At 60.0% G+C, this 14,252-nt stretch carries 14 protein-coding genes; 5 read left to right on the forward strand and 9 right to left on the reverse strand.

Translation table 11 applies throughout. The annotated features are described in order from the left end of the window. Positions 1 to 39: 39 nt before the first annotated feature. From BFL40_RS09145 to BFL40_RS09165, 5 genes are all read right to left on the reverse strand, one after another. Positions 40 to 972 (reverse strand): D-2-hydroxyacid dehydrogenase, encoded by a 933-nt coding sequence (locus BFL40_RS09145; protein ID WP_071483655.1) that lies wholly within the window; start codon positions 970 to 972, stop codon positions 40 to 42. A gap of 108 nt (positions 973 to 1,080) precedes the next feature. Further along, positions 1,081 to 1,374 carry a YcgL domain-containing protein gene (locus BFL40_RS09150; protein ID WP_071483656.1) on the reverse strand — a complete coding sequence of 98 codons (294 nt, stop codon included), beginning with the start codon at positions 1,372 to 1,374 and terminating at the stop codon, positions 1,081 to 1,083. Continuing rightward, the gene (gene rnd, locus BFL40_RS09155) at positions 1,371 to 2,504 is read right to left on the reverse strand and encodes a ribonuclease D (protein WP_071483657.1); all 1,134 of its coding nucleotides are present in this window, start codon (positions 2,502 to 2,504) and stop codon (positions 1,371 to 1,373) included. The genes BFL40_RS09150 and rnd overlap by 4 nt, the downstream gene beginning before the upstream one ends. 122 nt (positions 2,505 to 2,626) lie before the next feature. Next, positions 2,627 to 3,226 carry a class I SAM-dependent methyltransferase gene (locus tag BFL40_RS09160; RefSeq protein ID WP_071483658.1) on the reverse strand — a complete coding sequence of 200 codons (600 nt, stop codon included), beginning with the start codon at positions 3,224 to 3,226 and terminating at the stop codon, positions 2,627 to 2,629. 99 nt (positions 3,227 to 3,325) lie between these two features. Next, a complete protein-coding gene (locus tag BFL40_RS09165) occupies positions 3,326 to 4,696 on the reverse strand; it encodes a glutamine synthetase family protein (RefSeq protein WP_071483659.1) in 1,371 nt (456 codons plus the stop codon). Positions 4,697 to 5,110: 414 nt separating this feature from the next. Here BFL40_RS09165 and BFL40_RS09170 point away from each other — a divergent pair, with 414 nt between their 5' ends. Together BFL40_RS09170 and BFL40_RS09175 are read left to right on the forward strand one after the other, a co-directional pair. Continuing rightward, positions 5,111 to 5,884, forward strand: a complete 774-nt coding sequence (locus BFL40_RS09170) for a transporter substrate-binding domain-containing protein (RefSeq protein WP_071483660.1) — start codon at positions 5,111 to 5,113, stop codon at positions 5,882 to 5,884. 50 nt (positions 5,885 to 5,934) lie between these two features. After that, a complete protein-coding gene (locus BFL40_RS09175; RefSeq protein ID WP_071483661.1) occupies positions 5,935 to 6,774 on the forward strand; it encodes a cache domain-containing protein in 840 nt (279 codons plus the stop codon). Positions 6,775 to 7,560: 786 nt separating this feature from the next. On the opposite strand, the gene BFL40_RS09180 is transcribed toward BFL40_RS09175, so the two are convergent. Continuing rightward, a complete protein-coding gene (locus BFL40_RS09180; RefSeq protein ID WP_071483662.1) occupies positions 7,561 to 9,078 on the reverse strand; it encodes an MDR family MFS transporter in 1,518 nt (505 codons plus the stop codon). Between the two features lie 74 nt (positions 9,079 to 9,152). Further along, a complete protein-coding gene (gene pobA / locus BFL40_RS09185; RefSeq protein ID WP_174555614.1) occupies positions 9,153 to 10,337 on the reverse strand; it encodes a 4-hydroxybenzoate 3-monooxygenase in 1,185 nt (394 codons plus the stop codon). A 188-nt stretch (positions 10,338 to 10,525) separates the two neighbouring features. On the opposite strand from pobA, the gene BFL40_RS09190 reads away from it, so the two are divergent. Then, complete coding sequence (locus BFL40_RS09190; protein ID WP_071483664.1) at positions 10,526 to 11,404, forward strand: helix-turn-helix domain-containing protein; 879 nt, start codon at positions 10,526 to 10,528, stop codon at positions 11,402 to 11,404. Here BFL40_RS09190 and BFL40_RS09195 read toward each other — a convergent pair. Beyond that, positions 11,397 to 11,576 carry a hypothetical protein gene (locus BFL40_RS09195; protein ID WP_071483665.1) on the reverse strand — a complete coding sequence of 60 codons (180 nt, stop codon included), beginning with the start codon at positions 11,574 to 11,576 and terminating at the stop codon, positions 11,397 to 11,399. The two genes, BFL40_RS09190 and BFL40_RS09195, sit on opposite strands and share 8 nt — an antisense overlap. A 100-nt stretch (positions 11,577 to 11,676) precedes the next feature. Then, the gene (locus tag BFL40_RS09200) at positions 11,677 to 12,582 is read right to left on the reverse strand and encodes a LysR family transcriptional regulator (RefSeq protein ID WP_071483666.1); all 906 of its coding nucleotides are present in this window, start codon (positions 12,580 to 12,582) and stop codon (positions 11,677 to 11,679) included. A gap of 105 nt (positions 12,583 to 12,687) precedes the next feature. Here BFL40_RS09200 and BFL40_RS09205 point away from each other — a divergent pair, with 105 nt between their 5' ends. Together BFL40_RS09205 and BFL40_RS09210 are read left to right on the forward strand one after the other, a co-directional pair. After that, on the forward strand, positions 12,688 to 13,554 hold the full coding sequence (locus BFL40_RS09205) for an MBL fold metallo-hydrolase (protein ID WP_071483667.1): 867 nt from the start codon (positions 12,688 to 12,690) through the stop codon (positions 13,552 to 13,554). A gap of 34 nt (positions 13,555 to 13,588) precedes the next feature. Then, positions 13,589 to 14,203, forward strand: a complete 615-nt coding sequence (locus BFL40_RS09210; protein WP_071483668.1) for an NAD(P)-dependent oxidoreductase — start codon at positions 13,589 to 13,591, stop codon at positions 14,201 to 14,203. The last annotated feature ends 49 nt before the right edge of the window (positions 14,204 to 14,252 follow it).

Below are 14,252 nucleotides of genomic sequence, written 5' to 3' on the forward strand. Positions count from 1 at the left end.
TTCGACTTGCCCGCTCCCACATTTTGATTAGCAGTGGCTTCAGTAGCCGCGCTCGAAGCTCACTTCCCCGCGCAACGCTTCCTTGGCCTGATACGCCCGCAGGTTCTGCACAAACAACTCCACCATCATCCCCGGCGAGGTCGGCGCCGAGCTGTGCCCGGTCAGCAGCAAGCCCCAGGCAGTCCAGAACGGATGGCGCTGCGGCAGCGGTTCCTGGCGGCACACGTCGATGACCGCACCAGCCAAGTGCCCTTCTTTCAAGGCTTCAACCAGGTCGGCATCGACCACGGCCACGCCGCGCCCGACGTTGATAAACAACCCGGTCGGCTTGAATTGCTTGAACAACGCTGCATCGTACAAGTCATGGGTGTTGGGCGTGTTGGGCAGCAGGTTGATCACGTAGTCCACCTCCCCCACCAACCGACCCAGTTGATCGAGCCCCGCCACTTCGATAAACGGCGCCTGCTCCCGCGCTTCACTGGCGATGCCGTACAGCTTGACGCCAAACGGCAGCAGGAAATCGGCAACCGTCTGGCCAATATCGCCGGTGCCTACCACCAGCACCTTGCGCCCAGCCAGGCTCTGGCCCAAACGGTTGTCCCATTTGCGCTCGACCTGGCTGACCAGCCGCGCCAGCACTTCGCGCTCGTGGCCCAGCATGTAGGTGAGGACAAACTCGGCCATCACCTGGCCAAAGATGCCGACCGCACGGGTCAGGCGATAGTCGCGGGGCAAGCCTTCGGCCAGCAGCGGCGTGATACCCGCCCAGGTCGATTGCAGCCATTGCGGCTGATGCCCTTGGCGCAACAGGGTGGCGAGTAGATCCGGCTGGCCCAGCCAGATCGGACAATCAGCGGCCAAGCGCGACAATTCGGCCGAGTCGCCGCTGGTCAACACTTCAAGGTCCGGTGCCGCTTCGCTCAGCAGTTGGGCGTACAGCGGGTGATCCTGTTCAGCAATCAGAACACGCATGGTTCAAACCTTTCAAAAACAGTGCAGACGGCCGCCCGCATCCTTACGGCCACCGCCCACTCATTACGATTGCATTGAAGAATGTGCCCTGAACAGGGCACTGACCGATCACATTGGGTCGTTGCGTCGCAGCAGCTCTTCGGGCAAGTGTTCGATGTACTCGTCCTCGGCCGGCGGCATTTGCAGGTGGTAGCCCTGCTTTTCGAGGTTTTCCAACACCACGGTGATGTCTTCGCGCGACAGCTTGCGCTCAGGCGTCAGCACCATATCAAACGCGTGATGCGCCTTGCCGAATGCGATCATCAGGGGTTCCGGCACGCGCTCCAGGGCATCGCTTTTGAGCACGTAGAGGTACATTCCGTCTTTTTTCAAGCTGCGATAGATGGAGCAAATACGTTTCAAGGCTGTTCTCCGGCAGTGGCCAGGCTGTCGAGCAGCGCCTGGCCCATCAACTCACGGCGCCAGCCACGCAGCGAGTCTGGCAATTTATAAGGCCCATCGGGGTAGCCACTTTTAACCAAAGCTTCGAGGGTTTTCTTGCGCAGCATCAGTTCCGGTGCCATCTCCAGGCGTTCGGCTTCGGCTTGCCCCAAGGCGCGCAGTTGCTTGATCAGCGTGGCGGCGTCCACCGGCAACGGCTCAGCAACGGCAGGCGGCCATTGGTCCATCGACACGCTACCGGCACGTTTGATCAGGTCCAGCAGAAACTGGCCATCCTGACGCACGGTGCGTGGGTGCATGTCTTCGATCTTGCCCAGAGCGGCCAGGTTATCCGGCTGGGATTTGGCCAAGGGCCACAACGAGTGCTCGCGAATGATGCGGTTACGCGGCAGGTCACGGGCACGGGCTTGCTGTTCACGCCAGGCACACAGTTCGCGCAGCACGGCCAGTTGGGCGCGGGACAGTTTCCACGCCAGCTTGGCGTCGCGGTACACCTCGTACGGGTCGACTTCGCGGCGCAGGTTGGCCACCAGTTCGGCGCCGTCTTCCAGGACCCAGGCGTACTTGTCGTCCGACAGTTGCGGACGAAGTCGGGTGTAGACCTCGGCCAAGTGCACCGCGTCTTCAGCGGCGTAGCTTACCTGCGTCTCGGACAATGGCCGCTGCAGCCAGTCCGAGCGGGTTTCACCCTTGGGCAACTCGATATCGAGCACGGCTTGCACCAGGCGCGAGTAACCCATGGAGAAACCAAGGTTCAGGTAGGCCGCGGCCAATTGGGTGTCGAACAACGGCACCGGCAGGCTGCCAGTGAGGCGCAGCAGCACTTCGAGGTCTTCGCTGCAGGCGTGCACCACCTTGGTCACCGCCGGATTTTCCAGCAAGGCGGCCAACGGTTGCCAGTTGTCGATGGTCAGGGGGTCGATCAGGTAAGCGCGGATGCCATCACCGATCTGGATCAGCCCGGCAATGGGATAAAAGGTGTCGACCCGCATGAATTCGGTGTCGAGGGCGACGAATGGCAACTGCTGCCATTCGGCGCAATGCTGGCCGAGGCTATCGTTGTCGCAGATCCAGTGAATATCGATGGCCACACGGCTCTCCCTTGAAGAATGGCGCGCAGTATATATCGCGAAAGGGGCTTGCGAGCATTCGCAGTGCACACGCCATCATGAAAACTCCGACAAGAGATGAAGAATAGTCCGACAGGCGGGAGTTATCCTCTCTTACGCAGAACGTAGACCCGCCACAGCTTGGAGCCTGGCAGGAATTCCTGGTGATTCAGGATTTTGAAACCGGCTTCGCGAAACTCGTCTTCCACCGCCAAACGAGAATCCACCGAGACAATCACCGTGTCGCGACTGACCCGATGAAACTCGCGAAGCAACGTCAAGCGCACTTCACTACTGGGCACATGGCGAAACAACTCCAGGCAGAAAATGCAGTCCACCGCATTCGCCGACAGGCCGATGGAAAACGCCGAACCTTGGAAAGTTTTGACACGCTTGAGTAACGCCGCCGGGTGATGAATGCGGGCGTGGTCAAGTATGTCCTGGGAGTTGTCCGACGCCAGGATCACCCGGTTGACGTGTTCGGCCAACACCGGCCAGAACCGACCCAAGCCACAAGCCAGGTCCAGGATCAGCCCCGGCTCACCCGCCACCTTCAGCGCATGGCGCACCAGGCGCTTGTCTCGCCACACCGACAGGCGCTGCAACAGCCCCGGTGGACGCGTGTCACCGCAAACCCTGGCATGCTCACGGTCATAGCGTTCGGCGAATTCAATCTCGATGGAGGATGGAGGTTGTGACGACATCACGGGCTCATGTGAATGGAACGGTAGTGAACGACCTTGAATCACAGCTTAACCACTGCAACGTGAAAAAAAGGTCGAAGCCGTCACCAGCAAAAACCGTCACGCCTGATGCAGGTACCAACGCCAATCCTGCTCGCTGACTTCGCCCATGAACTGGCGGTATTCGGCACGTTTCACCGCCAGGTACACGCCGAGGAACTCACCGCCAAACACATCCCGCGCCCAACGTGAACCTTCCAGGGCGCGCAGGGTGGTGAGCCAGTCGGTGGGCAGCAGTTCCTTAGCCTGGGCGTAGCCGTTGCCTTCCACCGGGGCGCCGGGGTCGAGTTGCTCACGGATGCCTCGGTGGATACCGGCCAGAATGGCCGCAGCCGCCAGGTAAGGATTGGCGTCGGCGCCGCAGATACGGTGTTCGATATGGCGGGAGTTCGCCGGCCCGCCGGGCACGCGCAGGCTGACGGTGCGGTTGTCCACGCCCCAGGTAGCCGCCAGCGGCGCGTAGCTGTTGCTCTGGAAGCGGCGATAAGAGTTGGCATTGGGGCAGAACATCAGCAGCGAATCGAGCAAGGTACTGAGCATGCCGCCCACCGCCTGGCGCAGCAGCGGCGTACCGTCGGCGGCCTCGCTGGCGAACAGGTTATTGCCCTGGGCGTCCGCCAGGCTGACGTGCATATGCATGCCGGTGCCCGCCAAATCGTCGAACGGTTTGGCCATGAAACACGCAGTCATCCCGTGTTTATGGGCCACGCCCTTGACCAGACGTTTGTAACGCACCGCTTCGTCCATGGCTTGCAGGGCGTCGGCGCGATGCTCCAGGGTAATTTCCACTTGGCCTGGGGCATATTCGGAGATCGCCGTGCGCGCCGGGATGCCTTGCAGTTTGCAAGCGCTATAAAGGTCGGCAAGAAACGGCTCAATCTGTTCCAGCTCGCGCAGGCCATACACCTGGGTCGAGCGCGGGCGATTGCCATCCACATCCCGCGCCGGTTGTGGGCGACCCTTGCTGTCGGGCTTCTGGTCGAGCAAGTAGAACTCCAGCTCCGCCGCCATCACCGGGTAATAGCCATCCGCCTTAAGCCCGTCGATGACCTTGACCAGCAAATGCCGGGGGTCAGCCACGGTGGCGGGCAGGCCTTCGGTGGGGTGCATGCTGACTTGCACCGCCGCCGTCGGGATCAGGCGCCACGGCATACGCTGCAAACTGCCACTGACCGGGTAGGCACGGCAGTCGATATCACCCACCTCCCACACCAGCCCGGAGTTTTCCACGTCGTCGCCATTGATGGTCAGGCCGAGGATGGTGCTGGGTAACGGCCGACCACTTTCGTACACCGCCAGCAGTTCGTCGCGGTGCAACAGCTTGCCGCGCGGCACGCCGTTGTTGTCGAGGATAAACAACTCGAACATCTCGATGTCCGGGTTCTGGTCAAGGAAGGATTGGGCTTCGTGCAGGCTGGCAAAAACACTCATGGGAATTCTCATACGTTTGCGTCAGGCAGGCGCGCAGGCGCCGCCGGGCGGATGCGCACAGGTGCGCGTCATCCATGGGGCAGATCAACGTAAGAGAAAGGTGTCTGGTGGGCGTGCGTGTCGGCAGTGAAACAGGGCCCAGAAGGCAAGCTCGGAAGGTAAAGCCTCGACAACCGTCGGACAGCTCGGCGCTAAAACGCCAGGCGAAGTCTCGGGGTGAGTGTCGGGGGAACCGTCCATGGGGGAATCACAGTGAGGTCGATGTCCGGCAGCGTCACACGCCTGGATAGGTGGTTAAAGTCAGGGTTGACGGAGTTTGGTTACGACGCGGCTAAACATTCGCTGCCCCTTGCTACCTTGTCGTACTGCTGGAAATAATGATCGCCCCCGATCATGCCCCAAGGATTCGACTGCATGAAAGCTCCTCTAGCCCTGTGTGTACTGGCAAGTTTGGCGACATCCGTCCTGGCCGACCCCCTCCCCTCGCGCCTCGACGAAGTGCTCCAACGTGGCACGCTTAACGTCTGCACCACCGGCGACTACAAACCCTATACCTCGCTGCGTGCCGATGGCCGCTATGAAGGCATCGACATTGCCATGGCCGAGTCCCTGGCCAAGAGCCTCAACGCGAAGATCAACTGGTTGCCCACCACCTGGAAAACCCTGATGCCGGACTTCCTCGCCCAACGCTGTGATATCGCCGTGGGTGGTATTTCCGTGTCGTTGGAACGCCAGAAAAAAGCCTTCTTCAGCCAAGCCCTTGGCGTCGACGGCAAGATCCCTTTGGTGCGCTGCGCCGATGTACAGCGCTACCAGACCGTCGAGCAAATCAACAGGCCCCAGGTGCGGGTGATCGAACCGGCGGGCGGCACCAACGAAGTGTTTGCCCGCGCCCACCTGGGCCAGGCGCAAATACGCCTGCATGACAACGTGACCATCTTCGACGAACTGCTGGCGGGCAAGGCCGATGTGATGATCACCGACGCCAGCGAGGCGCGTTACCAGCAGAAGCTCAAACCTGGGCTGTGTGCGGTCAACCCGGAGCGGCAGATGCAGTACAGCGAAAAAGCCTTCCTGCTTCCGCGCGATGATGTGGCGTGGAAAAGCTATGTCGACCAGTGGCTGCACTTGAGCGTGGCTACCGGGGTGTATGGCGGCATCGTCAATCAGTGGCTGGCGGCGCCCTGAGCCACGGCGGTCTACGCTGTTGTCACATCAATAAGAACGAGGGACGGGCCATGAAGGGACTGCTGCGACTCACTGGGCTGCTGCTGTTGTGTTTCAGCCAGGCGCATGCCGCCACGGCTCAGGATGCGGACGCCCAGGCGGCCAAGGCCCTGCTGGAAAAAGCCTTGGCGTTTTACCAGAGCAACGGTGACAAGGCGTTTGCTGCGTTCAGCCGCCAGGGGGACTTTATTGACCAGGACCGTTATGTGTTTGTGGTCGATACCCAGGGCGTGTTGTTGGCCAGTGGCGGGCCCTCCTCGGCCTTGATCGGCCGTGATGTGTCCGAGGTGCTGGGGCCGGATTTGCGTCAGTCGTTCAAGGACGCGCTGAAGGTGCCGGAAGGTCAGGGCATTCAGCAGGCTGATTACCGCTGGCAGAACTGGAACGACGGCAAGGTTGAACACAAGCATGTGTTTTATCAGCGGGTGGGGGAGCGGATTCTGGCGGTGGGGTATTACTTGCCACGGGCGACGCCGGAGCAGGCGCGGTCGTTGCGGGACACTGCGGTGAAGGCGCTGGTGAAGGATGAGGCTGGGACGTTGAAGGCGATTAACTCGTTGCAGGGCGGGTTTCTGCAGGATGATCTTTATGTGTTTGTGGTGGACCTGAATACCGGACGCTATGTGGCGCATGGGACTAATTTGCGGCTGGTTAATACTGACTTTGGCAAGGTTCAGGACCCGGATGGGAGGCCTGTCGGGGAGCCGATCTTGAAGCTGATGGCTGAGCAGGATCAGGGGGAATATAAGTATCGCTGGAAGAACCCGGTGACTGGGCGGGTTGAGAATAAGCACGCGTATTTGCGTAAAGAGGGGCATTTTATGGTGGCTGTGGGGTATTACAGTCCCTGAGATGGGTTGGGTTGGGTTGGGTACATATCCGTTATTTGGGTAACGGCTGATATGGGTTCCGCTCTTACAGCGGGTCACTTTTGAAAGAGCCCAAAAGTAACCAAAAGGCTCTTGCCCCACCACTCGGCACCTCGCCTAGGCTCGGTGTGCCCGCACTCCGGCTTGAATCCGTGGGCCGCCGCGATGGGCCATCCTTGGCCCAGCGCGGCTAACCCGGCGTCCTGCCGGGTTACCCACGGATTCAAGCCTGCGTGCGGCCAGCGTGGTTAATGGGGCGCCTGAGATCAAGATCAAAAGCAGAGCACGGCGGCCTGAAAGCCGACCTGAGTGGTGTAGATCAAAAGCGGTAAAACATGTGGAGCGAGCAAGCCCGCTCCCACATTTTTAATCTCCATCCATCAGGGAGACTGCAATCTGCCCTGCTTCTGATCTGGCTTTTGATCCACACCACTCAGGTCGGCTTTCAGGCCGCCGTGCTTTGCTTTTGATCTTTTTGATCTTGATCTGCGGGCCCCATTAACCACGATGGCCGCAAGTAGGCACGGTGGAGCGGGTAAACCGGCAAGGATGCCGGTTTAGCCGCGCTGGGCCAGGGATGGCCCATCGCGGCGACCCGCGCAGCCGTGCCGGAGTGCGGGCATGCCGAGCCTAGGCGAGGCACCGAGTGGTGGGGCAAAGACCTTTTGGTTACTTTTGGGGCGTTTGCCAAAAGTGACCCGCTGTAAGAGCGGAACCATAAGCAGCCGTTACCGCAGCAACGGATATGTACACAAACAAACAAACAACCTACCGAGCCTTATCCTCCCGCCCCCGCAAAACCCGGTTAGGCATAGCAACAGCCGCCACCAACCCCAACAGCGAAACCCCAGCACTCACCATCAACAAATGCCGAAACGTCACCGCCAACTCTCCCCGCAGAGCATCCTGCGCCGGGCCGGGAGCGGCGTTCAGGCCATCGAGCAATACATTCCCGGAACTACCCTCGGCCACCAACGACCCACTCGCCAAATGCGCAAAACTCGAATCCTGCAACAACGCCAGTAGCAGCGCCGACATACACGCCACCCCCACCGCCCCACCCAACGAACGAAACAGATTAGTGGTGCTGGTAGCCACCCCAATATCCCTCTGCTCCACGGAATTCTGCGTCCCCACCAACGACGTAGGAAACTGCATGCCCGCAGCAATCCCACACAGCAGCATAAACACCGCCGTCATCCCGACATCCTGAGGCGCGCTGAACGCCATCCCCAGAATCGCCAACGGACTCAACACAGCACCCGTCAAAATCATCGGTTTATAACGCCCCGTCACCGACGTCATACGCCCGGCAAAATAAGCCCCCACCGGCAGGCCAAACGCCAGCGGCAGCAGATGCAGTGCGGCACTGTCGGCCCCCGAGCCAGTCACCGTCTGATACCGCAGCGGCATCAGCACCGTCAGCGAAATCGCCTGGAAGCTGGTAAAGAAAATCGTACACCAACACAGCACCGCGCTTCGGTTGGCAAATAAGTGCATCGGCAGCAAAGGCTCCCGCGCACGGCGTTCGTGCCAGACAAATACCGCCAATGCCACCACCGCGCAGGCCAAAAGCCCGAGTACTTGATCATCACGCCAATGATGACCCTGGCCAATTTCGGTAATGCCCAGCAACAACGCCGTCAGGCCGATAATCATCAACACGGTGCCGAGGTAGTCAATGATCGGCTTGCGTTGCGGCACCGGCAGCCCCACCAGAGTGCGATGAGCCACGTACCAGGCACCCGCGCCCAACGGCAGGTTGATCAGGAACACCCAGCGCCAGGACAGGTACTCGGTCATATAACCGCCCAACACCGGCCCGGCCACGCTCGCCACCGCGTACATGCTGCTGAAATAACCTTGATAACGCCCGCGCTCACGGGGAGGAATGATGTCGCCGATGATCGCCTGGCTCACCGAAATCATCCCACCGGCACCAATGCCCTGGAAAATTCGCGCCAGCACCAGTTGTTCCATGCTTTGCGCCATGCCGCAAAACAGCGACGCCAGCGTGAACAGCCCCATGCCGATCAGCATCATCGGCCGCCGCCCATACAGGTCGCCGAGCTTGCCGTAGATCGGCACCGCCACCGTCATCGCCACCATGTAGCCGGAGATCACCCAGGCCAGCAGGTTGACGTCGTGGAATTGCGCAGAGATGGCCGGCATGGACACGGCGACAATGGTCTGGTCCAGGGCCCCAAGGAAGATCGCCAGCATCAAGGCGACCAGCACACTGCGTACGGCGGGAGCGGGTTGAACGGGCTGATTGAGGTTAGTCACGGCAGAACCTTCGAGCAGGCCCCGCAGGAAAGGAAGGGCCCGCGGGAATGCTCACCATCTTACTTGATAGCTGGCTATTCGATAGCCTCGTAAGGAAGTCCGACGTAATTTTCTGCGATGGTCTTGCGACCGGCTTCGGAGTGGATGAAGTACTCAAGCTCACTCTGGGCAATGCGCTGGCTGAAGCCATCCGCTTCCGGGAATTGGTGCAACATCGACGTCATCCACCAGGAAAACCGCTCGGCCTTCCACACGCGGCGCAGGCAGATCGCCGAATACTTTTCGAGCAAGTCCACTCGCCCCTCGCGATACACCTTGAGCAGGATCCGAAACAGCGTACTCACGTCGCTGGCCGCCAGGTTCAAGCCCTTGGCCCCGGTAGGCGGCACAATGTGCGCCGCATCACCCAGCAGGAACAGGCGCCCATACTGCATCGGCTCGACTACAAAGCTGCGCAGTGGCGCGATGCTTTTCTCGATCGAAGGACCGGTAACCAATTGTTCCGCCAGTTGGCTGGGCAAACGGGTTTTCAGCTCATCCCAGAAACGTTCGTCCGACCACTCATCCAATGGCTCTTCGACCGGCACTTGCAGGTAATACCGACTGCGGGTCGGCGAGCGCATGCTGCACAGGGCAAACCCGCGTGAGTGCTTGGCGTATACCAACTCCTCGTGAACCGGCGGGGTGTCGGAGAGAATGCCCAGCCAGCCGAAGGGATACACTCGCTCGAAGACTTTCAGCGAATCGGCCGGAATCGACTGGCGCGCCACGCCGTGGAAACCATCACAGCCAGCAATGTAGTCACACTCCAGGTGAAAGGCTTCACCCTGATGTTCGAAGGTCAGCCAGGGTCGATCACTTTTGAGGCCGTGAGGCTGCACATCGCGCACTTCATATAAGGTGGTGGCACCAGCGGCCTCGCGCGCGGCCATGAGGTCGCGGGTGACTTCGGTCTGGCCGTAGATCATTACTGACTGCCCGCCGGTCAGCGTCTTGAGGTCGATGTGGGTGAGTTGGCCATTCAACGCCAGCTCAAAACCGTTATGCACCAAACCTTCGGCGTCCATACGTCGACTGACGCCCGCCTCGCGCAACAGATCGACCATGCCTTGCTCCAACACCCCGGCACGGATACGGCCTTGCACGTAATCGGCGCTCTGGCGCTCTAGAATAAGGGTCTGGATACCGGCGTTATGCAGCAGTTGGCCGAGCAGCAGTCCGGAAGGACCGGCGCCAATGATGGCGACTTGGGTTTTCAGCGTTTTCATTATTTTTATCGCCCGCAAGCTTCACCGAACGGATTCTGTGAAAGAGTTGTCATTGATCTTGTTGCTGACATTTTTCACTTGAGTGGCCGGCATAAGAAGGTGAAAACTGAGCCAAAGCCTGCGCTTTTTGCCAATCGGGGCGATTACCGCACCACTATCCTGAGTATCGGATTGAAACCATGACCAAAACCGCGATTCCGGTCTTCAAGCTTTACGGGGAAAGCCAACAGTGGCCGACCCCCGATTTGTTGCACTGCGAAACCATCTCCCGGCGTAGTCGGGAGTATCAGTGGGAAATCCAGCCCCACCGGCACGCGGATCTGTGCCAGTTGCTGTACGTGCACAAAGGCCAGGCGCAACTGGAAATCGAAGGCCAGCGCACCACGCTCAACGAAGCAACCTTGCAGGTGCTGCCACCGTTGTGTGTACACGGGTTTCGTTTTTCCGAAGATGTTGAAGGCTACGTGGTGACCTTATCGGCGCCGCTGGTCAGCCATTTGCAGGCGCAACTGGGCACCACGGTCGAGGGTCTGCAAACCCTCGGCAATTACCCGGCAGGCAAGGACAGTAGCTACCTCAACGCGCAGTTCGCCCGCCTGCAGGACGAATACGCCGATGAACAACCGGCGCGCGACATGATGATGCACGCCCTGGTCAGCGTGCTGCTGGTGTGGATCAGCCGCCAGGCCATCCAGCGTCGCCATCCACGGGCACCGCGGGGGCGCGAATATTTCCGGCGCTTCACCCAATTGGTCGAACAGCATTACCGCGAACACCCAAAGATTGAAGATTTGGCCCACAAGCTGGGTATCTCGGTCTCACACCTGAATGGTACGTGTCGGGAATTAGGTGGGCAGCCGGCGCTGCAGATCATGCATGACCGCCAGTTGCTGGAAGCCAAGCGCTTGCTGACCTACACCAGCATGACCATCAATGAGATGTCCGAGGTGTTGGGGTTTTCCGACCCAACCAACTTCTCACGGCTGTTCCGCCGACGAGTCGGGTTCTCACCCAAAGCGTTTCGCGAGCAGTTGAAGGCTGAGCAGCCGGTTACCTGAGCGCGCTGAAACTGCCGGTGCGCGGAATGCATTGGTCTTGATGGCAACCGATCGCGAAGGCCGCCGGTTGCATACGCGTCTGTTCAACCCGGTAGGCGGCCGTGCCGTACAGCCCGGTCGCCAAGGCGCTCAGGATAAAGATCATCAGGTACTTTCTGATTTTTAGAGTCATGGCACTGACCTCTGGACGGATCTAAACGGTGCTGTTTAAAGCATAGGTCAGACAGAGCGAGTTGCCATTATTGGGCGACATTCAACAGGTTTATGTCGGTTTAAAGACCGATGTCCCACGTAGGCGCCTCTGGAAACCTCAGCACCAGGAAATCCAGGAGGCTGCGCAATGCCGACGGCATGTGCTTGCGCGAGGCGTAGACCGCATAGATGTTCATCTGCCGGGGCTCCGCTTCGGGTAACAACCGCACCAACTCTCCACGCCGAATGTGCTCACCGGCCTGGTAAGTCGGCAGCATCGCCACCCCTGCCCCGGCCAACGTCAGACGTAGCAAGGTGCTGGCCTCGTTGGCGGTGATATTGCCGTGCACCGGCACCGAGACATGCTCACCGTGTTCTTCGAAATGCCACAGGCTTTTGCCGAAGTAGGAGTGGGTCAGGCAGTTGTGTCGGCCAAGGTCTTCCACTTTCTGCGGGGCAGGATGCTCCAGCAGATACGCAGGTGTTGCACACACCACTGAACGACAGACGGTCAGACGCCGAGCGATGAGGTTTGGATCCAGGTCATTACTGGTGCGGATGGCCAGGTCGATACGTTCGTCCACCAGGTTTACCGTGCGGTCGAGCATTTGCAGGTCGACAGTCACCAGCGGGTAGCGCGTGACGTACTCGGCAATCGCTTCGGCCAACTGCGCCTGACCGAACGAAGTACTGACACTCAAGCGCAGCAGGCCACGGGGCGCGTCATCGGGCTCGCTGACGGCGGCTTGCATATCGCCGCACAACTCCAATAGCTGTCGGCAGCGCGGCAAAGTTTCGCCGCCGGCGGCGGTCAGGCTGAGTTTGCGCGTGGTGCGGTGCAGCAGGCGGGCGCCAACCCAGTCCTCCAGCTCGGCCAGATAGCGCGAGACCACTGGGCGTGACAGGTCCAGGTGGTCGGCAGCGGCAGATTGGCTGCCCAAGTCCACCACGGCCACAAACACTCGCATTGCTTGAAGACGATCCATGATCTGCCCGATTTTAGAAACAAACTATGTCCCAGCATCGCATTTTTTGTTGTGTTTGGTGCAACTAAGCTCTGTGCATCCCTTAACAACTGTTGGAGCTGCCCGATGTTATCCACCCTCAAGCGCCTGACCCTGGCAACCGCCGCCCTGGCCTTCGCCGCCCACGCCTCGGCGGCAGACCTGAAACTCGACGTGTACAACCCAGGTGAGGCCGCCATCTTCCCGGTCAGCTCGGTGCTGGTCAGCGGCGCGAAAGACGCCATCCTGGTCGACGCGCAATTCGGCAAAAGCCAGGCCGAGCAGTTGGTGCAGAAAATCCGCGCCAGCGGCAAACACCTGACCACCATCTATATCAGCCATGGTGACCCGGACTACTACTTTGGCCTCGACACGCTGACTGCTGCCTTCCCCGATGCCAAGGTGCTGGCACCGCAACCGGTGGTCGACCATATCAAAGCCACCGTCGCCGGTAAGCTGGCGTTCTGGGGCCCGAAAATGGGCGCCGACAAACCGGCTAAAACCATCGTGCCGCAAGTACTTGAAGGCCACAGCCTGACCCTCGAAGGCCAGCAACTGGACGTGATCGGCCTGGACGGCCCACAGCCGGATCGCAGCTTTGTGTGGATTCCATCGATCAAGGCCGTGGTAGGCGGTGTAGTGGTCGCCGAAAACATCCACCTGTGGATGGCCGACACCCAGAGCGCGCAGTCCCACAAAGATTGGTTGGCTACGCTGCAACGTATCGAACAGCTGAAACCACACACGGTGATTCCAGGTCACTACCTGGGTAACCCGTCGCTCAAATCCGTGGCCTTTACCGCCGATTACATCAAGGCCTTCGATAGTGAGACCGCCAAGGCCAAGGACTCTGCCGCCCTGATCGCGGCCATGAAAAAGCGTTACCCCACCCTGGCCGACGAAAGCTCGCTGGAACTGAGCGCTAAAGTCGCCAAGGGCGAAATGAAGTGGTGATTGGTTTTAAACCCTAACCGTACTGGAGAGCGTCATGAGCAAGATCGCAATCATTGGTGCCACCGGCCGTGCCGGTAGCCAACTGCTGGAAGAAGCCCTGCGTCGTGGGCATACCGTTACCGCCATCGCGCGCAATACCGACAAACTGGCTGTGCGCCCGGGCGTCACCGTCAAACAAGTCGATGCACTCGACGCCAACGCCCTGCAACACGCCATCAGCGGCAGCGATGTGGTGATCAGTGCAGCGCACTTCTCGTCCCTGCCTGCCAGTGCGGTGATCGGCCCGGTAAAAAAGGCCGGTGTGAAACGCTTGCTGGTGGTCGGCGGTGCAGGTTCGCTGTTGCTGCCAGGAGGTAGCCGAGTGATCGACAGCCCGGGCTTCCCTGCTGAATACAAGGCAGAAGCCACGGCTGGTGCGGAGTTTCTCGACACGCTGCGCCAGGAAAAAGAGTTGGATTGGACCTTCCTGTCGCCGTCGGCAGAGTTTGTTGAGACCGAGCGCACGGGTAAATTCCGCCTGGGCCAGGACGATTTGCTGGTGAGCAGCGAAGGCCGCAGTTGGATCAGTTTTGCCGACTTTGCGATTGCGTTGATTGATGAGGTGGAAACACCGAAGCACTCGCGCCAGCGCTTCACCGTCGGTTACTGATGACCTCTGCATAGCAACTGTCGAGCCTTGGCGAGGCTGCGTTCGCGGT

Origin of the sequence: Pseudomonas costantinii (genome assembly GCF_001870435.1) — a bacterium.
Taxonomy (GTDB): Bacteria; Pseudomonadota; Gammaproteobacteria; order Pseudomonadales; family Pseudomonadaceae; genus Aquipseudomonas; species Aquipseudomonas costantinii.

What these genes read in the sequence shown, in the direction of transcription:
- BFL40_RS09205 (WP_071483667.1), top strand. Translation starts at nt 12,688, where the DNA reads ATGTTATCCACCCTCAAGCGCCTGACCCTGGCAACCGCCGCCCTGGCC.
- BFL40_RS09195 (WP_071483665.1), bottom strand. Translation starts at nt 11,576, where the DNA reads ATGACTCTAAAAATCAGAAAGTACCTGATGATCTTTATCCTGAGCGCC.
- BFL40_RS09175 (WP_071483661.1), top strand. Translation starts at nt 5,935, where the DNA reads ATGAAGGGACTGCTGCGACTCACTGGGCTGCTGCTGTTGTGTTTCAGC.
- BFL40_RS09145 (WP_071483655.1), bottom strand. Translation starts at nt 972, where the DNA reads ATGCGTGTTCTGATTGCTGAACAGGATCACCCGCTGTACGCCCAACTG.
- BFL40_RS09165 (WP_071483659.1), bottom strand. Translation starts at nt 4,696, where the DNA reads ATGAGTGTTTTTGCCAGCCTGCACGAAGCCCAATCCTTCCTTGACCAG.
- BFL40_RS09210 (WP_071483668.1), top strand. Translation starts at nt 13,589, where the DNA reads ATGAGCAAGATCGCAATCATTGGTGCCACCGGCCGTGCCGGTAGCCAA.
- BFL40_RS09200 (WP_071483666.1), bottom strand. Translation starts at nt 12,582, where the DNA reads ATGGATCGTCTTCAAGCAATGCGAGTGTTTGTGGCCGTGGTGGACTTG.
- BFL40_RS09170 (WP_071483660.1), top strand. Translation starts at nt 5,111, where the DNA reads ATGAAAGCTCCTCTAGCCCTGTGTGTACTGGCAAGTTTGGCGACATCC.
- BFL40_RS09190 (WP_071483664.1), top strand. Translation starts at nt 10,526, where the DNA reads ATGACCAAAACCGCGATTCCGGTCTTCAAGCTTTACGGGGAAAGCCAA.
- BFL40_RS09160 (WP_071483658.1), bottom strand. Translation starts at nt 3,226, where the DNA reads ATGTCGTCACAACCTCCATCCTCCATCGAGATTGAATTCGCCGAACGC.